The sequence below is a fragment of the Clostridium sp. LIBA-8553 genome, from assembly GCF_057782465.1.
Genome location: NZ_CM173489.1, coordinates 553979 through 572637, shown reverse-complemented (window position 1 = coordinate 572637; position 18659 = coordinate 553979). Strand labels below are relative to the sequence as shown.

The following is an 18659-nucleotide window of genomic DNA, read 5'->3' as shown; positions in this document are numbered from 1 at the left end:
TTTATAAATTTTAATTGATCTCTTATTAGTTATATTTTAATATTAATTATATTTTTATAACTATTCTATGTCAATAACTATTTTTAGTGTATAATAGGTATATATAGTTATAATATAAGATGTTTGCTACTATATTAATGATTTTTTAATTTATTCATTTATTATATTATACATCAAATTAAATTTATCAACTTAATAATGATAGGAGGTAAAAATGAATACCGTAGAAATTTTAAATGGGGCTTCTGAAGAACTTTATACATTATTATTATGTTTAAATAGAAAAGTATTTAGTCATGATGATATTGTTAAAAGGCTGTCTATTCCACCATCACATGCCAAGGTTGTGTTTCATTTACATTGTGGTGGAGAGGCTTCTGTTTCTGAAATAGCGAAGCATTTATCTATATCAAAATCAAATATGACTCCAATTATAGATAAGCTTATTCAAGAAAATTTAGTTGAAAGATTTACTGATCCTAATGATAGAAGAATTATTAGAGTTAGGGTAACAGAAAAAGGACATAACTTTTGTATAAAACAAAGAGAGAAAACTAAAAAACATCTTAGGGAAAAAATTTCTTCACTTTCACCATACGAATTAGATAGAGTAAAAGATTTAGCAAAAGAACTTAATTGTATTTTTTCTAAAATAGAATAAAAACAATAAAGCACATACATCTTATGTATGTGCTTTATTGTTTTACTTTTTTCTCTCTTAATCTCTCATGAAATGACAAAAGAATATTTAGCTATTATAATATTATTACTATATAAATTGATTTGGAGGAAAACAAATGAAAAAAGTTTATTTAGCTAGCCCTTTTTTTAACGATGCTGAACTTGAAAGAATGCATGGAGTACTTAAGGTTTTAAGAGAAGACAGAGGCTTCGAAGTATTTGCACCTTTCGAACTTAAAAGTGAGCTTGAATTTGGTTCAAAGGAATGGAGAACTGAAACCTTTAATGCCGATTTAGCTGGAATCAAAAATGCCGATATTATGGTTGCTATAATAAGTAATGGAAACTATTCAGATAGTGGAACAGCTTGGGAATGTGGATATGCATATGCAATGGGTAAACCTGTTATTATAGTTAACTTAACTGGAAAACCAGTTAACTTAATGATAAGTGATAGTTTAACTTCTTACATAGATTCTTTAGAGGCATTAAAAACTTATGACTTTGATAAATTAGAAAAAACTGAATATACAGGTCCTGTATTTTAGTCTTATATCTTCAAATAAAGCTCTATTTTAAAACAGTGTTAATTTTAGATAGAACTGTAAGACCATCTTAATGAGCAGTTAGTATTACATCATATACGTAAGAATAATAGCGTTAAGGAGCTTTTTCTGTTTGAGCAAAGCGAGTTTAAAAGCTTTAGCTATTATTCTGGAGTAGATGATAGTAATACTTTGCGAAATTAAGTAGGTCTGAAAGGCTAGCTAAAAATCAACATTTACCTAAAACAGAGCTATTCTTTTTTAATATATGATAAATTTCTTTAACTCTATCAACTTATTTTTCCAAACCAAATAACTCTAAATTCATAATATCTCTTAATTTTTATAATAATATTTAATAAAAGTATATTTTAAATTGCAATAATATAAGGAGTGTTTTCTATGAAGAAAGAAATTATTGAAGCCTTGGAGTTTAGACATGCCTGTAAAATTTTTGATGAGACAAAAGAAATAAATGATGAAGATTTTAAATTAATACTTGAGTCTGGAAGACTTGCACCAAGTTCAATGGGACTTGAACCATGGAAATTTGTTGTTATAGACAATCAAGAATATAAAGATAAATTAGGAGAAGCCTCATGGGGTGGAAGAAGGCAAATACCTACTTGTAGCAAGTTTGTCGTTATTCTTACTAGAAATGGAAAATCTATTAAATATGACTCAGGATATATAGATCATTTACTAAAGGATATAAGAAAAGTTCCTGAAGAAATATCAAATCAAATAAAAAACACCTTAAAAGAACTTGAAATTTCAAGATTTGATATAGAAAATAGAGATGATTTAATATTAATGTATTCAAATACTCAAAGTCATTTAGCTCTTATGAATATGATGTATACAGCATCACTTCTTAAAATAGATTCATGTGCTATAGGTGGCTATGATAAGAAAACTTTAGAAGATATACTTATCAAGGAAGGTGTCTTAAATAAAGATGAGTTTGAGATTGGTATTACTGTCGCCTTTGGCTATAGAAAAGAAGAACCAAGACCAAAAGCAAGACAAAAGTTTGATGATGTAGTGACATTTATTAAATAGTTAATAAAAGAGGATGTATTAAAATTTTAAGTTGCTTTTAATACATTCTCTTTTACTTTTTATAATAGCTGTATTTTATATGAATGTTTTAATCAATTAGTAATTTCAAATAAAATTTAATTCTATATTAACCCTAATTCTGTAAGAGCTTTATAGATACCTTCATTAGGTACATTTTCTGTTTGTTTATATGCATGTGGTAATAATGTTTCATGAGCATCACCCATGGCTATTCCATATTTAACTCTTTGGAACATTTCTATATCATTCTCCCCATCACCAAAAGCATATGTATCCTTATCAGCTAAGCCTAATTCATTTATTAAGTGCTCTATTCCATGAGCCTTTGTACATCCTACTCTATACATATCATAAGATCTTTGACCTGGATGTTGCATAAATACAAACTCATCCTTAAATCTTTCAAAAATATCTTTGAAATCCTCTTTTTCATTATCAATTACAACAAGCTTATTTGCTGAAAGTTCTTCTTCTGTCCAATCAGCAGTAAAACTCTCTTCTGGAAGCGAAAATGTTTCTACCATTTTCTTAACCACTTCTTGATTTAAAACATAGCTGGTTGCTTGTCCCTCTAAAATAAAATCAATATTATGTTCTGAACAATAATCCATAATTTCTTTTAATTTCTCTAATTTTATATCATTGTTAAGTACAACTTCATTATTTAATTCTATATATGTTCCATTAGATGCTATATATCCATCTAATCCTAACTCCTTTAATCCCTCATCAACGAAACTCATTGGACGTCCTGTTGCAAGCATAGTTAAATATCCATTTTCTTTTAGCTTTTTTATTGCCTCTTTAGTCTTATCTGATGGTTTATATAATCCTTTACTACAATCAATTAATGTACCATCTACATCAAAAAATACTATTCCTTTTAAATTCTCCATAATTTCCACCATCCTCTTTTTTTATTTCTTTTAATTAAATAGTTCTGAAAGTCTAGCTAAAAATTAACATCCAACTAAAACAGAGCCTAAATATAAAATGCAAATAAGAAAACTTGTCCTAGGTTTCACAGTTCTTATAATATCATATTTTCTCTTCTTATTATAAACCTTTTCATGCTAATTAATATAAGTATAATAAATATACTTCTTTTATACTTTCTTCTCCTTTGATTTATATAAAAAAAGTTGCAAATGAATATAAAGTACATTTGCAACCTCTCTTTTATTATATATAAATATATTTACCCTTTAATATAAAGCCTATATTTTATAAGCTAAAAAGTTTTCCTACTAAGTCACTTACTATTACCCAAATTGAGAACTCATTTCCTCCATAAGTTTGAATAAAGTTTCCTACAGTTCCACTTACTATATTTAAAGAAATAGCAGCTAATGCCATTAAAATTATTCCTCCTAAGGCACTTGTTATTATAGCAGCTGGCCATCCCCCTCTTGCATTAGCAAAAATAGCTCCTGGGGCAACATCAAAGTAACATGCAACCACCAACGGTATAAGCGCAAATGTTAATACTCCAGATGCTCCTAACAAGAATAAAGTACCTATACTTGTTATAAGTGCTATTATGAACCCAATTAATAAAGCATTTGGTCCATATGGGAATATCATAGGAATATCTAAAGCTGGAATTGAACCCTTAGCTAATTTGTCTGCTATACCTTTGAATGATGGTATTATTTCTCCTAAAATCATTCTTACCCCTGTTAAAAGTATTATCATACCTGCTGCAAAAGTTATTCCTTGAATTAAAGAATAGGTAATAAGTGGATCACTTCCATATATAGCTGTTCTACTTTCTTTTCCTATAAATAAGCCAACTATTATATAAACTATGAACATAACTATTGCTGCTGTTATATTAGTATCTCTAAAGAAACTTAAAGATTTTGGAAGATTTAAATCTTCTATATTTTTATCTTTTTTCCCAACAAGTTTTCCTATATAAGAACCTAATAAACAATATATTGAGGCAGTATGTCCAATAGTAAAGCTTTCATTACCAGTTACATAAGAAACATGCTTTCTTAATATGTATGGGAATATTGTTATAACTAAAATATACATAATTAATGTGAATATGAATAACTTTAATCCACTTACATTATTTTCAATACCAACTGCTAAGAAAAGCATTGGATACCAAAATAATATATTTCCTGTTAAGTATATAGTCTTAAATCTTGTATATCTAGCAATTATTATATTGATTACAAATCCACAAAGAAGTATTAATCCAACATAGCTTCCATACTCACCTAAAAATACATTAAAATCTCCTAAAGCACTATTACTTTGGGTATTAAAAAGGCCTGAAAATGCATTGGCTAAAGGAGTAATTGAAGAAACTACTATATCTACTCCCTTAAGTAAAATTACCATTCCTATTATTCCTTTAAATATACCTTTTAAAATAGCATCTATTGGTTTTCTTTGAAGTATTAAACCAATAGCTACTACCAACCCCATAAATAAAGCTGGATTTCTAAAAAAACTTACGCAAAAATCTAATATTTCTTTCATTTTAATAATTCCTTTTTATCAATATTTATAAAATCATAACCTTTAACACAAATTAACTCTGTCTTAAGCTAGTTTAATTTAGTAAGCTAGATCTGAATTTCTAGCTAAAAATCTACATTAGTTCAAGAAAAACTGTAAATTATATATTTTCTTTAAACTGAAGTATTTTTTTCCTAACTTCTTCAGTATCCATAAAATTAGATATATAAATCAATTTTACCTGAACTTGCTCTTTTATTTCTTCACCTATTTCTTTTGATGTTAAAATAATATCGGCTGAGCTTCCACATACACTAGTCATGTCCATTGCTTCAACTTCGCCTTCTATCCCTTCTTCACTCAATACTCTATCAACTGTCATTTTTAGAAGCAAGCTTGTTCCAACGCCAAATCCACAAACAGTTATAATCTTCATAAGTTTCTTCCCCCCTCATTAAATACTCAAAAGATTTTAATAATTATTTCCCAAGTAATAATTTTAACTAAAAAAATATCAATATAAGATAATATTTTACCTTAATAAATTTAAAGAAAAAGTTCCATTACCTCTTCTATTCTTTCAGCATTTTTAATCTTATTTACAGATTCCTCATTTATTAATACTCTAGCTAAATCTTGAAGAGCATCTAAATGACTATTATTTTCTTTTGCAGCAATTACAAATATTATTTCTATAGGATCATTTGCTTCATGCCCAAATTCAACTGGCTCACTTAAAGTCATCATACTCATACATTCTTTTTTAACATATTCCCCTGGTCTTGAATGAGCAATAACTACACCTGGCATAATAGCCATATATGGTCCAAGTTCCTCCAGTCCCACTAAAATATCTTCTACATATTCTTCCGAAATATCTCCTTCTTTTAAAAGAGGTTTTGCAGCTAATCGTATTGCCTCTTCTTTATTCAAAGCTTTGGCATTGAGAATAATTCTATTCTCATTTAATAAATTCCTAATAAAATTCACCAACCTTCTATATGAAATTTAATATATGTTAGTAATCCCCAAAATGAAGAAATAAATCCTCAAGAACCAACATATATAATAAATTCACCTAAGTATATTATCACTCTATACTATTTAAAGTCAATTTTAGAAGTATATTTATTTTTTTAAATCCAATACTAAAAAAGAACAAAGATTATTCAACGAGGTGAAAATATATGTCAAATTTAACTACTAAGGAATCTATGCTTATTAACGAAGAAAAAGCCAATGAAGAGCTTTGTATCGCTAAGTACGAAAAAGGAATAAAAGAAGCTAAAGATCCTGAACTTAAACAACTTTTTTCTTCAATTTTAGAGCATGAAAAACAACATTTAACAAGCTTAAATAGAATACTAAATGGTGATGTTCCTGATATAGAAAAGGAAGCTCAATCCCAACAAAATTCTAATCAAGGCGGTTCTCAATCCCCTTCTAATAATGGATTTAATAATAGTAAATTTAATATGTATCAAAATCAAATGAACTCAAATTTTGGTATGGAAACAGCATCTGAAATAACTCCTAGTGAAAATTTTCATGAGGATTGTACATTATGTCAAGATGCTCTAAGTACAGAAAAATATATATCTTCAAGCTATAACTCAACCATATTTGAATGTTTAGATACAAAAATAAGAAAAGTTCTAAATCATATACAAAAAGAAGAACAAGAACATGGGGAACAAATTTCAAACTATATGCTTTCACATGGATATGCTCAAGTAAAATAGCCTTTAATATAAGACAATATCAAATTAAAATATCTATGGTTTAGATTAATATTAATTTTTAGCTATACTTTCAGACCTAGCTCAATTTTGCAAAGTATTGCTCATTAAGGTCTTCTTACAATTCTATATAAAAATCAATACTTGTTTAAAACATGGCAAAATTAAAAATATCACATTCAATGCATAAAGCCTTAATTTGAGATAAGTCAAATGTTAGCATTACTATGTTATGAATGTGATATTTATTATTTCCAACAAACTAAACTTTATTTATAAACACTATTCATTACTGCAATGGGTTAGCTTTGATAAACTTATTCTAGTAGGAATATTGACCAAGAAACTCCAGCTTAATAAGTTGAAATAGCCCACTTTAGAACTTTTACTTCTTAAGTACAAGCTTAAAAATAATAACTACTTAAAACAAAGTCTAACTTAAAAATATTCATACTAATTTAAAGCTGATACATTAGCTTCTATTGAACTTTTTATATTAGAAAAGTATACGCTATAGCCTAAATTATTTGGATATATTCCACCCTTTGTTGTTAATTTAGCGTAAGGTGCTGGGTCCTTTGTAAATACTGTAGCCATATCTATAACAGTTAAATTATTGGCTTTTGCTAATTCTTCAATTGCATTTGTGTACTCATTTTTCTTTCTAAGAGAATTTTCTATTATAGGAACTATAATAATATTCTTGTTTCTTTCCTTAAGGTTTTCGATTATTTTTTCATAATCCTCCTTAAACTCATTAGGCTTTAAAGCTTTTTGATCATTTTGACCAAATATTATGTAAGCTAAATCAAAATTATCTTTATTTTGTTCCAAAGACTCTAATCCTGTTTTAACAGTTGCTTTTTCTTGTGATAAGTTTGTTATATTAGCCTTTGATTTGTAAGTCTCCTCTAACCATTTAGAAAGGTTACTTGTCCAATTTCCATTTTCATTAGTTTTTCCTTCACTAAGGCCTATTCCATTACCTAAAACTAATATGTTAACTTCTTCTCCTGCCTTTATTTTTTCATAAGCATTTGATGAAGCTTTCTCTTCATTATTTTGCCCTTTATTGCTTGACTCTGAAGAAACATTGTAATTTGATTGTCCCTTTGCAAAAGTTCTTTTATCTTTTATTGTTCCTACACTTATAACTAAAACTAAAGCTATGGCTAAAACTATTATTGCAATATCTAAAGCTCTAGATGTACTTCTATTAGAAAAAGTCTTTTTAGGCTTTTTAGCTCTTCTTTCCTTTTTCATGATCTTCCTCCATATTTTTATTTGTGAGATAATTTGTTATATATTATATATTTTATCTAAAAACTGGTCATTTTTGTAGTACATTTTATGAATTAATTTTTAAATAAAAAAAATAGTAAGTTTTTAATACTTACTACCTTAAATTGTATAGAAATTAACTATATTAAATTTATTAATTCTTACAAGTCATATATAAAGTTACATCAAACATATTTTTAGAATCTCTAAATTCAATATATCCTTCATTTTTACTTACTGCTTGTTTAACATTTTCTATTCCAATTCCATGGTTTTTAATATCATCTTTACTACTTATAAATTTTCCATTGCATTTTTTAACCGTATTTTCTTTAGAATTAATAACCTTAACATGTAGTTTATTTAAATGAACCCTAGAACTTACTTGAATAAATTTCTCTCCTAAATTTTTATCACATGCCTCTATAGCATTATCTATAAGATTGCCAAAAACGGTGCAAATATCTATAATATCTATATTTAATTCTTTTTCTATTACTATATCAAAACTTATATTTATATTTTTTTCTTTACATATGTCAGCCTTTTCTACACATATAGCATTTACTATTTTGTTACCGCAAATCTTCTTATCTTTATTACTTGGAACTCTATTACTAAGGCTATTTACATATTCTTCTATACTCTTATAGTCTTCATTTTCTAAAAAATATTTTATTACACTCATATGATTGTTCATATCATGTAATGCTTTCTTACCATCATCGTAATTATCAATCATGCTTTCATAATAATTTTTTTGGTAATCTAATTGATTTTCAAGAATCTTTAACTTATATTCTAAATTATTATTTTTATATTTTCTATATATACAAAAATATACTATTCCTAAACTTATTGCTATATTAATGGAAATTATAGACTCTTTGTAAACTATTGTGTTGCTAATATTTATACTGTCAAAAGCTTTTCCTGATAATATAACTAATAGGCCTAATATAATAATTGCTATATTATATTTACTTAAAGAAAGAATTTTTTTAGAAAATACAATACTTAATAAATATTTTATATATAAAATCAATCCAACTAATAAAAAGAATGTTAATATCATAAATAATACAAACAATTTTTCATCTAAAATTCCTAATGTATTTAAATCAAAGAACATTATTGAATGAATCAAAATAATGATATATCTACTTAAATAAATAGCTAATAAGTATATTGATGCAATAGTTAAACTATTGTATATATTTTTATTTTTATTAAAATATATAATAAAAAATATTATTAAGGCTTCTAAGGTGCAATAAAATATGTTAATTGTAAAAAACAAATTCATGACTAAAACTAATATACTTATAAATGTTAAATAAAAAATTTTTTTATTTAACTTTTCTTTCTTGTCCAATCGAAAGGAAAATAATACTCCTAAGGAAATTATGTACATATAATATATAGCTCTCATAGTGTTATTTAAATACATCATCTAAATATCAGCAACCTTTTCTATTAAATACTCTCTCAAATGCTTTTTATAACTTCTTCCAACAGGAATACTAATATCATGTTTTAAAATAATCTTATTTTGTAATATTGATTCAACTTGAGACATATTTACTAAATAACTCCTATGGCATCTCAAGAAATTTCTCTCCTTTAATTCTTCTTCTAAATCTTTTATTTTCATATTAAAATCTATAATTTCTTTTTCTAAATTAGCTGAAATAGTTTTATTATTAACTTCAAAAAATAAAACTGAAGATAAATCTATAAAACTTGTTTTTCCATTTATAGTGATTGTATATTTTGATGGATTAGAAAAATTCAAGTTTTTAATTGCTCTTAAAAACTCACTTTCTAATTTTTGAAAAGAGATTGGCTTCATTAAGTAATTTAAAGCACCAACATCATACCCATCAAAGACATATTCACAGCTCCCGGTAATAATAATTGCTTGAAATGATGAATCTATTTTTCTTATTCTTCTAATTAATTCAATTCCATTTATTCCATCCATAATTATATCGCATAAAATTATACTATATTTTTTAATATTTCTCTTATAAATATTAATTAATTCACTTCCAGAGCTAAATTCATCAACACTTATCTCCATATTGTTTTTAGCACATATTTTAGAAAGCATATCTTTAACTATAACACGCTGAAATTTTTCATCATCACATATAGCTATATTTAGCATAGTTCCCCTCCTAATAATGTTAACAAGCTACGTGAAAATTATAATAAACTTTTCACATTCTTTCAATTATTCCATATTAATACATATAGTCACTATATAAATCACCCATTATTTTTCTATTTTTGTAATATTATGTGAACCGTTTGTTAATATGATAACTCTATATATTTTTTATTTCTACTTTTAATGCGTAAACTGCATATTTTGGGCGTAAACGACATATAAACAAAAAAAGAAGTTTTTTATTTTAATAATATTATTAAATAAAAAACTTCTTCTTATATTAATTTAATTTTAAAATTCCAAAATCATTGTTTTTATCATCATTATCATAAAAATAATTTTTATTTTGAACTATACTAGTTATAATGATATCAATATTGTTATTTTCTTTGTTTAATTTAAAAGTATCTGTTAAAGCTCCATTTATTGAAATATTCTTCTTTTCGGAATCCATAGTATCAATTTCACTTACTTTATATGAATTTTTATTTGCTAAATCTTCTGTAACCTTTAAATATCCTTTTTTATTATCTTTATTATTGGATATATCAGTGTTTTCATCTCTCATATAAAAATCTAAAATTTTAGCATTTCCATTACCATCAACCTTAATATAATACTTTCCCAAATCTCCACCATCTACACAAACTGTATAAGCCTTTTTATCATCCACTTTAATTTCTTTTCCATTTTCATCAACAAACCTCTTAGTAACCTTTATTGTTCCTTCTTTATATGGAATAGAAAGTGTAGGTACATTGAAAACCCCTGTTATATTTTTATTTTCATTTCTTGGATCAGTATATTCTATAGTAGCAATTTCATTTGTAGGAACTTTATCATCTCCAGTTCCCCAATATTCATTTTTAGGCTTTATTTTAAACTTAACTTGAATTCCATCAGTTTTATCAATTGTGTTTTCTCCTCTATCCCAACTTATTTTATTTCCATCAATAGATTCATTAATATCAACTGTAGAATTATCGCTTAAATTTATAGCCTTCGAATTTTTACCATTGTAACTTCCATCTTTAACTATTTCAAAGTCCTTAGACACTACATCAGTTATTTTTAAGCCTTTTGCCATATCTTTATCTAAACTTATATTATTAGCGATCTGGTCATAAATTTCTTTTAAGCTTTTATTATTATTTTTACTTTCTCTTGAATCTATCGTAAAGTATCCGTAATTTTGCATTCCTCCCAAAAGTTCTTTAGCACTATTTTTATTTTCGGCCTCAACATTATCAATTAATGCAACTGAGAAAATTTTAGTATCAGGATAATTATTAAAAAACTTTTTATACTCATATAAAGCCCACTCATTTATAGTTTTATATCCATCAGATTTGTCACTCATTATAAGCTTCTCATATTCAAGATCTTTTTTACTTATTCTATAATAATATCCATCTAAAAAATCTTTATTATCTAAAAACCTATAATATTCATCATTGTACCATTTATCTCTTGCTATATATCCTCTTCTAAACATTTCATTTCTACTTACATTAGGATACCCATCGCTAAAGAAAACAACATTTTTCTTGTAGTTAACATTCTTCAATTCATTTTTAAATATTTCATCAGCCATTCTCCAAGCACCCTCTATGTTAGTATTACCCATTCCTGTTATGTAATTATAAGATTTTTTTATAGCACTTTTATATTCTTCCTTTGAGCTATATTTACTTTTATCATTAAATGAAAAAACTTCTTTAGTATCTGTACCAAATGCAACAACGGCAATCTTAGAATTAGGAATATTATCAATAACATTATCAACTAAAGAATTCATAGATGCTTTTAATTCGTCCATATCATAGTACATACTATTAGAAGCATCCATAATAAGTAATACATCTACTGGCTCTGTAACTTTTTTAGGTTTTCCTTTTACAGTTAAGCTTATTTCATAATTACCATTTTCGTCAGGACTTTGCGTTACTTCCTTAAGTATCTCTGTTCCATCATAATCACAAATTCTTTCTTGATTACCTTCACCAATATCTCTGAAATCATCCTTAGAAGTAGCTCCTTGTGCACTCTTTACATTTAGGAATGGGAAGGTTGTACTTAAAGTAACAATAATTAACATTATTAAAATTCTTTTTATTTTTCTCATAAAACTTCCCTCCTAATTACTTTTTTAGAATATCTAAAAACTTATTCTTTATATTTCCATTTATTCCTGCCCAATTTTCTTCCAAGGCCTTTTCGTTTGGTTGTATTGCCTCTACATTTATATCAACCATAACCTTTTTTCCATTATATTTTTCTTTTAATTCCTGCTCTAAAGAATCTGTTTTTATTTCTACACTTTTTAACAATTCTTTTGTTGAAGCTCCACTTTCTAACTCAGCTACATAATAATAGTATCCATCATTCCCATTAATCCATAAATTATTTACATTACCTTTATTTATATCCACTAAATTAGATTGGTTAAAGTTTAATTGAATTAAATTAGTATCTCCGGCCCATGGATTTCCAGCTTCATCAACCCACATAGGAATTATACTAACTCTAACAAGCTCTTTACTTTTGCCCGTATTTTTAATTGAAACCTGCTTAGTTATATTGCTTCCATTCCATTCTTTAGGAGCATCAAAATTTTCAGTTATTTCAGTTTCTATACTTCCTAGTGAAAATTTATTTTTTATCCTATCTGAAGAAATAAAATTTTTTCCCAATACCGTTACTGATATGATACTTATTACTATAAAAACTCCAATAAATACTCTAACTACTCCTTTTCTTTTCATAATCATTCCTCTTTTTTAAAAACTTTATTTTACTTTTTATAAAATCATAATTTAAAATTAAAAGTATAATAGAACATAGTACCATTATTACAAAACATGTTGTTAAACTACCGTCTCCAGTTTTTGGAACTATAATCTTATTAATTATATTTTTTAAACCACTATTCTCATTAGATCCTATACTATCTTTAGAATTTGCATTTTCTTGATTTGTTCCTTTGCCACCTGTAGTTTTATCTTTACCCTCTTTATCTACCCTAACAGCTGTAAAAATCCAATCAACTTGTCCATATTTATTTTTATATTCATTCCCCATTTCTTTTCCTGGGAATTCTGCAAAAGCTTCAAGCTTTTTTTCCTGACCTGGTTCTATTACACCTAAACATATATCATTTTCCAATCCATTTTTCCCACTAACGAGGCCATTATATATGTAATTTCCATCATATTTAACTTTAAGTTGTATTTTTTCTAATAAATCATATTCTTCCTTTTTAGTAACCCTTTCAGCTCTCATAAATATCTTATATGCACTATCATGCTTGTTTTTTAATAAGATATCTCTTTCAAGCTCATCTCCTGGAAGTATATTATCTGACCATAAAAAAGGTTCATCTCCAGAAAGAAAAACTATACCATTGGCATTCCCCTCTAATTCAACATTAGGGGTTGCAAAAGTACTTGCAACCCCTGGTTTACATATTATTAAAAGAAGTGCCATGGTAAATAAAAAGGATTTTATTATATTTTTCATCCTTTTCACTCCCTGCATATCGTTATAAACATATTTAAAAATTAATTATTTATGTGCATTATTACTAGCACCTAAATCCTTTATTGCTTGTGGTGCTGTTTGCCATGAATCACTTACTGCTCCATTAGCTGCTTGTACACCTTCTGATTCTACTATTACATCAAACTTTAATCCTTTATACTCATTTGGAGTATTACCTGATAAAGTAACGCTTTCTAAACAGTTTAAAGTATTAGCCTTCGGAGCTACTATATCATTATAATAATAATATCCTCCATCTTTTCCTTGATTTGCATCAGTTGTTTGAATCCATTTTCCTTGTGTTCCATCAGCACTTAAATTATCTTTAAAGTTTAAAACTATGTAATCAGTATTTAAAGCTTGCTCTGTAGCACCTTCAGTTCCAGCAGGAACTCTTTGTCCATCTTTAAGCCAAATACTAGTTATTTCATTTCCATCAGTATCCTTCCATACTTTTTTAATTTTTACTCTTATTAATTGGTCATATGTAGCTTTATTCTCTACACTAACTTCTTTAGTAACTTCATCACCTGGAAGTGTATTATCCGCTGTAGTCTCATCAAAGTTTTCATTAATTTCTATACCTGAATTTGGATTATTTGGATTGTCTGTACTTGCTGTTGAGAATGGGTTAGTAACTGAATCACTTGAAGTAAACCAAGCTAATGATCCTCCTATACATCCAATGGCTAAAGTTCCTGCTATACATAGTCCTATTATTTTTTTCTTGCTCAAAATTAATACCCCCTGTATTTTAATTATTTTATTTATAATATTTTTTCTAATAAATCAATAATTAACTAACTTGCTTTTCCCTAATAAAAACCTTAGGAATAATCTCTATTAAGACAGCTAAAACAACTATCATAATTACACATAAAATTAAATTTTCTTGAATATATCTTATAATTCCTCCTGCATAAGGAATTTGAAACATCACTTTTCCTATAATATTATTTTCAGTTAAAATTGCAGGATCCTTTGCATTATTAGCATCACCTTTTGTGACAAAAGTAATATTTCCATTATTATTATTTACTTCTATAGCTCTATGAGTTGTTATATTATTTGTAATATCACTTTTAAATGTAATAACATCGTTCTCTTTTATTTCATTAGGAGATACCTCCTTAACAACAACTAAGCTACCAGGTTTTATTTTTGGACTCATACTTCCAGTTAAAATATCATAAGCTCTATAACTTCCTAACTTAAATCCTTGTCCACTTTTTTTAGCAATGAACCCAAACAATAAAAACACTATAAGAATACATAAAACACCATAAAATAAAATATTACTAAAAACTTTTATACTAGATTTCATAGAATAGTCCTTTTCACTCTTATTTATAACAAGCTTAAATTTCTTACTTGCAAATTATTTATATCACCAAGAATAACTATGCTCAATGACTATAGCGTGAATCACCATTTTTATTACGTAAATGTAAATTTTTAAACAACAAAATCTACTGTTGTATTCATAAATAAATTGGTGTAATATTGAAACTATCGTGGTTTTATAAAAAATTTTAAGCATTAATAAACCTAATAGACTATTAACCTTTAATTTTAAATTTATACACACTTTTTGAAAGTGATTAAGTATAGTTTACTAAGGTCTTTTAGTTAAATAATCGTGGAATTATATGTTCTACAAAATCTAATGTATTGTTTAGAGGTGAATATAATGAAAAGCTCAAGAAGAATCAAAAAAATAATAACTGTAATTTTAATACTTATAATTTTCTTTTTCGCACTACAAATATATCAAAAGCGCTTAGGATATTACACTGATTCAAATAATTATGAAAAATTAAAAACTCTTTCTCCTCTATCTGATTCTGCAGATTCAGAGAAACATAAGAAAGATACTAAAACTGAAAAGATTTTAAAAGATATGAATTCAGACTATAAATTTTGGATAAAAGTTGATGGGACAAACATAGACTTTCCAGTAGTTCAAGGAAAAGATAATGATTTCTACCTACATCATAATTTTAATAAAGAAAAAAGTTTTTCTGGTTCAATACTTGTTGATTCATCAAATGATTTAGCTAATGATTCTAACATCGTTATTTATGGTCATAATATGAGAAATGATACTATGTTTGCTCAAATGAAACATTTTAAGAATGAAAACTTTTTTGATAAAAATAAATATATAACACTTTATAAAGATGGTAAAAATTTAAACTTTGAAATTTTCTCTGTTTACTTAAGTAATGCTAAGGATTTAGACTCAGAATTGAAATTAAGTTTCTCAAATAAGGAATCCTATGAATCATATTTAAAAGAACAATCTGATAAATCATTATTTAAAAGAGAAGGTGTTGACTTACAACCTGACAGTAGAATAATAACTTTAGTTACCTGTAGTTATGAATTTGATGATGCTAGAATAGTAGTTGTAGCTAAAGAAGTTTAAAACAAAGCTCTGGTTTAGGTGAATATTGATTTTCAGCTATTCCTTCAGACCTAACTTAATTTCGTAAAAAGTTTCTATTCTCTATTCCAGAATAATAGCTAATGCTTCTAAACTAGCTTCGAGTGGACCAGAAGAAGACTCATAACGCTATTATTCTTTTATAGATAATAAAATTCTAATTACTCATTAAGATAGTTTTACAGTTATATCTAAAAATTAATATTAGTTTAAATCACAGATAAAAACCAAAGTACTAAAAAAGGTTAAATGGAAGCTATAATACTTCCATTTAACCTTTTGAAATTTAGGGATTGTCGACATTTTTCTATGTTAACATGATACTAACTTTAGGATTTTGCTCTTACTTTATTACTTTAATTGAGATTTAAAAATAAATACTAATTTAAAATATCAACTTATTTCTATTAAACTATTTTTCTACTTTTTTTAATCTCCAAAGTTTTGAAACATAGTCTCCATGAAGCTCAGGTATATTTAATCCTAAATACATAAGTTCATCTCCACCTAGAGTTAAATTTTCTCCTATAACTTCATAAGTTTCTTCTTCATCTAGTGCTGTAAGTTTTAAATTTTTAAATGTTTCATTAACAAGAGCTAATTGTCTAACATAGCTTACTACAACCTCTTTCTTGTCCTCTGAAATCATCATCCAAGCTACTTCATTACTATTAAAAGGTTTTTTTAATCTATAGAGAGTGCCAAATTGAACAATTTCCCTAATCTCTTTATAAAGGTTTATTTGCTCTTTTAACTCTTCTTTTTCTTCTTTACTTAACCTAGTAATATCAAGTTCATATCCAAAATTACCTGCCATAGCAGAAATTCCTCTAGTCTCAAGAGGTGTTATTCTACCAGATTGATGATTAGGCACTGCTGAAACATGACAACTCATAGAAATTGGTGGATATACCATGGATGTTCCAAACTGTATCTTAAGTCTTTCTATGGCATCAGTATCATCACTTGTCCAGGTTTGAGGCATATAATAAAGAATTCCTGGATCAAATCTTCCTCCACCACCAGAGCAACTCTCAAATAATATATTAGGGAATCTGCTTGTTATTTCTTCCATAACTCTATATAAGCCTAAAATGTATCTATGTGCAGTCTCTCTCTGTCTATCTGGCGATAATCCTAATGAACAGACTTCAGTCATATTTCTATTCATATCCCACTTAACATAAGATATATTAGCACTTTCAAGTACATTACTAACAGACTCTATTATATAATCACAAACTTCTTTTCTTGATAAATCTAAAATTAACTGTCTTCTTGCTTGAGATCTAGTTCTACCAGGAATATGAATACACCAATCTGGATGTTTCTCATAAAGCTTACTAATAGGTGAAATCATCTCTGGTTCAAACCATAATCCAAAGCCCAATCCCATATTATTTATGTCATCAGCTAATTTACCTAATCCATCTTTTAATTTCTCTTCATTAACAAACCAATCTCCTAAGGAACTTCTATCATCATTTCTATTTCCAAACCATCCATCATCAAGAACAAAAAGTTCCATTCCTAAATCAGAAGCTTCCTTAGCGATTTCCTTTATCTTAACTTCATTAAAATCAAAATAAGTAGCTTCCCAATTATTTATAAGTATAGGTCTTACCTTATCCCTATATAGTCCTCTAGCTAATCTCTTTCTATAAAGATTGTGATAAATCTGGGACATTCCATTTAACCCATTTGGAGAATAAACTAAAACAACCTCTGGAGCTTGAAACTCTTCTTTAGGCTCAAGTAACCATTTAAAGTCAAAAGGATTTATTCCTATTTGGGCCCTTGCATTTCTATACATATCAACTTCCACATTAGCTAAGAAGTTTCCACTATAAATTAAACTAAAGCCATAAACATCTCCATTTTCTTCATTAGCATCTTTTCTACTTAAAGCCATAAAAGGATTTTGAGCATGACTACTAGCTCCTCTTCTACTCTCAACAGCTTGACTTCCACTTCTTATAGGTGTTCTAATAATATGTCTCTCTCTTCCCCATGCCCCTGAAAGTTGAATAAAATCAAATTGATCATCTTTAAAATCTATGTTTGCACTTAAAACTCTCTCTATATTTATTTTTTCATTGCTATTATTTACTATCTTTAAACTTCTTGTAATGGCATCAAAATCTTCAAAAACATTATATGTTAAAATTACTTCTAAATTTTTTAGAGAATCCACTAGGATTATTTCTAATGATGTAGCCTCTTCTTCACTTTCAACATATACAGCTGGTAGCCCCAAAAGTTTATGTTTTCCTTTATAAATTTTATGAGACTTATATCTTAAATCAGTGGCTGATGTTCCATCTTCATATTGAAACTCCAACGCAGGACTTCTTAAATCAGTAGTACCAAAAGTTGGGCACTCCTGTGGTACTAATTCCAATTGAAATCCTTCAATATTATCAGTATCAGCTGCAAAACTTCCAAAAGATCTTTTTCTAAAAAAATATTCTAAGTTATCAGTCTTTAGCTTTCTTCCCCAATATAAATGACTTATATGTCCTGATTCCAAAATTTTTAAAATATAACTTATTTTCTTTGTCTTTAAATGAAAGGTTTTAAAAATTTCATTATAATTTATACTCATAATCCACTTAGAGTTATGTAAGTTTCTTAAATAAAGTCCTACTAACTCTTCCCCCTATTTATACTATTTTTTAGATGAATATTGATTTTTA

At 27.0% G+C, this 18659-nt stretch carries 18 protein-coding genes; 5 read left to right on the top strand and 13 right to left on the bottom strand.

The features are described 5' to 3' along the window. Positions 1-214 precede the first annotated feature (214 nt). The 3 genes from AC2JAQ_RS02420 to AC2JAQ_RS02410 all read left to right on the top strand — a co-directional run bounded on the left by AC2JAQ_RS02420 (position 215) and on the right by AC2JAQ_RS02410 (position 2288). Positions 215-661, top strand: a complete 447-nt coding sequence (locus AC2JAQ_RS02420; RefSeq protein WP_488457732.1) for a MarR family winged helix-turn-helix transcriptional regulator — start codon at positions 215-217, stop codon at positions 659-661. 136 nt (positions 662-797) lie between these two features. Beyond that, positions 798-1229, top strand: a complete 432-nt coding sequence (locus AC2JAQ_RS02415; protein ID WP_488457731.1) for a nucleoside 2-deoxyribosyltransferase — start codon at positions 798-800, stop codon at positions 1227-1229. A gap of 399 nt (positions 1230-1628) precedes the next feature. After that, positions 1629-2288: an NAD(P)H-dependent oxidoreductase gene (locus tag AC2JAQ_RS02410; protein WP_488457730.1), complete on the top strand. Its 660-nt coding sequence runs from the start codon at positions 1629-1631 to the stop codon at positions 2286-2288. Between the two features lie 122 nt (positions 2289-2410). Here AC2JAQ_RS02410 and AC2JAQ_RS02405 read toward each other — a convergent pair whose 3' ends face one another. From AC2JAQ_RS02405 to AC2JAQ_RS02390, 4 genes are all read right to left on the bottom strand, one after another. Beyond that, positions 2411-3205 (bottom strand): HAD family hydrolase, encoded by a 795-nt coding sequence (locus AC2JAQ_RS02405; protein WP_488457729.1) that lies wholly within the window; start codon positions 3203-3205, stop codon positions 2411-2413. A gap of 328 nt (positions 3206-3533) precedes the next feature. Beyond that, positions 3534-4805 (bottom strand): PTS ascorbate transporter subunit IIC, encoded by a 1272-nt coding sequence (ulaA, locus tag AC2JAQ_RS02400; RefSeq protein WP_488457728.1) that lies wholly within the window; start codon positions 4803-4805, stop codon positions 3534-3536. Positions 4806-4944: 139 nt separating this feature from the next. Next, on the bottom strand, positions 4945-5220 hold the full coding sequence (locus tag AC2JAQ_RS02395; protein WP_488457727.1) for a PTS sugar transporter subunit IIB: 276 nt from the start codon (positions 5218-5220) through the stop codon (positions 4945-4947). 110 nt (positions 5221-5330) lie between these two features. Beyond that, complete coding sequence (locus tag AC2JAQ_RS02390) at positions 5331-5774, bottom strand: PTS sugar transporter subunit IIA (protein ID WP_488457726.1); 444 nt, start codon at positions 5772-5774, stop codon at positions 5331-5333. A 197-nt stretch (positions 5775-5971) separates the two neighbouring features. Between AC2JAQ_RS02390 and AC2JAQ_RS02385 the strand changes: the two genes are divergently transcribed. After that, complete coding sequence (locus AC2JAQ_RS02385; RefSeq protein ID WP_488457725.1) at positions 5972-6526, top strand: spore coat protein; 555 nt, start codon at positions 5972-5974, stop codon at positions 6524-6526. A gap of 450 nt (positions 6527-6976) precedes the next feature. Here AC2JAQ_RS02385 and AC2JAQ_RS02380 read toward each other — a convergent pair whose 3' ends face one another. From AC2JAQ_RS02380 to AC2JAQ_RS02345, 8 genes are all read right to left on the bottom strand, one after another. Then, positions 6977-7786: an SGNH/GDSL hydrolase family protein gene (locus tag AC2JAQ_RS02380; protein ID WP_488457724.1), complete on the bottom strand. Its 810-nt coding sequence runs from the start codon at positions 7784-7786 to the stop codon at positions 6977-6979. Between the two features lie 172 nt (positions 7787-7958). Then, on the bottom strand, positions 7959-8951 hold the full coding sequence (locus AC2JAQ_RS02375) for a sensor histidine kinase (RefSeq protein ID WP_488457723.1): 993 nt from the start codon (positions 8949-8951) through the stop codon (positions 7959-7961). A gap of 306 nt (positions 8952-9257) precedes the next feature. Then, on the bottom strand, positions 9258-9974 hold the full coding sequence (locus AC2JAQ_RS02370; RefSeq protein WP_488457722.1) for a LytR/AlgR family response regulator transcription factor: 717 nt from the start codon (positions 9972-9974) through the stop codon (positions 9258-9260). 283 nt (positions 9975-10257) lie between these two features. Further along, entirely contained in the window at positions 10258-12102 is a 1845-nt protein-coding gene (locus AC2JAQ_RS02365) for a vWA domain-containing protein (RefSeq protein ID WP_488457721.1), read from the bottom strand. 16 nt (positions 12103-12118) lie between these two features. Continuing rightward, the gene (locus tag AC2JAQ_RS02360) at positions 12119-12742 is read right to left on the bottom strand and encodes a BsaA family SipW-dependent biofilm matrix protein (RefSeq protein ID WP_488457720.1); all 624 of its coding nucleotides are present in this window, start codon (positions 12740-12742) and stop codon (positions 12119-12121) included. After that, the gene (locus AC2JAQ_RS02355) at positions 12720-13496 is read right to left on the bottom strand and encodes an LPXTG cell wall anchor domain-containing protein (protein ID WP_488457719.1); all 777 of its coding nucleotides are present in this window, start codon (positions 13494-13496) and stop codon (positions 12720-12722) included. Before AC2JAQ_RS02355 ends, AC2JAQ_RS02360 begins: the two co-directional genes overlap by 23 nt. Before the next feature lie 45 nt (positions 13497-13541). Further along, positions 13542-14252 (bottom strand): BsaA family SipW-dependent biofilm matrix protein, encoded by a 711-nt coding sequence (locus AC2JAQ_RS02350; protein ID WP_488457718.1) that lies wholly within the window; start codon positions 14250-14252, stop codon positions 13542-13544. 61 nt (positions 14253-14313) lie between these two features. Next, positions 14314-14841 carry a signal peptidase I gene (locus tag AC2JAQ_RS02345; RefSeq protein ID WP_488457717.1) on the bottom strand — a complete coding sequence of 176 codons (528 nt, stop codon included), beginning with the start codon at positions 14839-14841 and terminating at the stop codon, positions 14314-14316. Positions 14842-15207: 366 nt separating this feature from the next. Between AC2JAQ_RS02345 and srtB the strand changes: the two genes are divergently transcribed. Then, positions 15208-15945, top strand: coding sequence for a class B sortase (gene srtB / locus AC2JAQ_RS02340; RefSeq protein ID WP_488457716.1), 738 nt, complete (start codon positions 15208-15210; stop codon positions 15943-15945). 430 nt (positions 15946-16375) lie between these two features. Here srtB and AC2JAQ_RS02335 read toward each other — a convergent pair whose 3' ends face one another. Further along, complete coding sequence (locus AC2JAQ_RS02335; RefSeq protein WP_488457715.1) at positions 16376-18568, bottom strand: alpha-galactosidase; 2193 nt, start codon at positions 18566-18568, stop codon at positions 16376-16378. Between the last annotated feature and the right edge of the window lie 91 nt (positions 18569-18659).

Bases quoted from the DNA above. Each gene is read 5' to 3' on its own strand.
- AC2JAQ_RS02420 (WP_488457732.1), top strand. From the start codon at position 215: ATGAATACCGTAGAAATTTTAAATGGGGCTTCTGAAGAACTTTATACA.
- AC2JAQ_RS02415 (WP_488457731.1), top strand. From the start codon at position 798: ATGAAAAAAGTTTATTTAGCTAGCCCTTTTTTTAACGATGCTGAACTT.
- AC2JAQ_RS02410 (WP_488457730.1), top strand. From the start codon at position 1,629: ATGAAGAAAGAAATTATTGAAGCCTTGGAGTTTAGACATGCCTGTAAA.
- AC2JAQ_RS02405 (WP_488457729.1), bottom strand. From the start codon at position 3,205: ATGGAGAATTTAAAAGGAATAGTATTTTTTGATGTAGATGGTACATTA.
- ulaA (WP_488457728.1), bottom strand. From the start codon at position 4,805: ATGAAAGAAATATTAGATTTTTGCGTAAGTTTTTTTAGAAATCCAGCT.
- AC2JAQ_RS02395 (WP_488457727.1), bottom strand. From the start codon at position 5,220: ATGAAGATTATAACTGTTTGTGGATTTGGCGTTGGAACAAGCTTGCTT.
- AC2JAQ_RS02385 (WP_488457725.1), top strand. From the start codon at position 5,972: ATGTCAAATTTAACTACTAAGGAATCTATGCTTATTAACGAAGAAAAA.
- AC2JAQ_RS02380 (WP_488457724.1), bottom strand. From the start codon at position 7,786: ATGAAAAAGGAAAGAAGAGCTAAAAAGCCTAAAAAGACTTTTTCTAAT.
- AC2JAQ_RS02370 (WP_488457722.1), bottom strand. From the start codon at position 9,974: ATGCTAAATATAGCTATATGTGATGATGAAAAATTTCAGCGTGTTATA.
- AC2JAQ_RS02365 (WP_488457721.1), bottom strand. From the start codon at position 12,102: ATGAGAAAAATAAAAAGAATTTTAATAATGTTAATTATTGTTACTTTA.
- AC2JAQ_RS02360 (WP_488457720.1), bottom strand. From the start codon at position 12,742: ATGAAAAGAAAAGGAGTAGTTAGAGTATTTATTGGAGTTTTTATAGTA.
- AC2JAQ_RS02355 (WP_488457719.1), bottom strand. From the start codon at position 13,496: ATGAAAAATATAATAAAATCCTTTTTATTTACCATGGCACTTCTTTTA.
- AC2JAQ_RS02345 (WP_488457717.1), bottom strand. From the start codon at position 14,841: ATGAAATCTAGTATAAAAGTTTTTAGTAATATTTTATTTTATGGTGTT.
- srtB (WP_488457716.1), top strand. From the start codon at position 15,208: ATGAAAAGCTCAAGAAGAATCAAAAAAATAATAACTGTAATTTTAATA.
- AC2JAQ_RS02335 (WP_488457715.1), bottom strand. From the start codon at position 18,568: ATGAGTATAAATTATAATGAAATTTTTAAAACCTTTCATTTAAAGACA.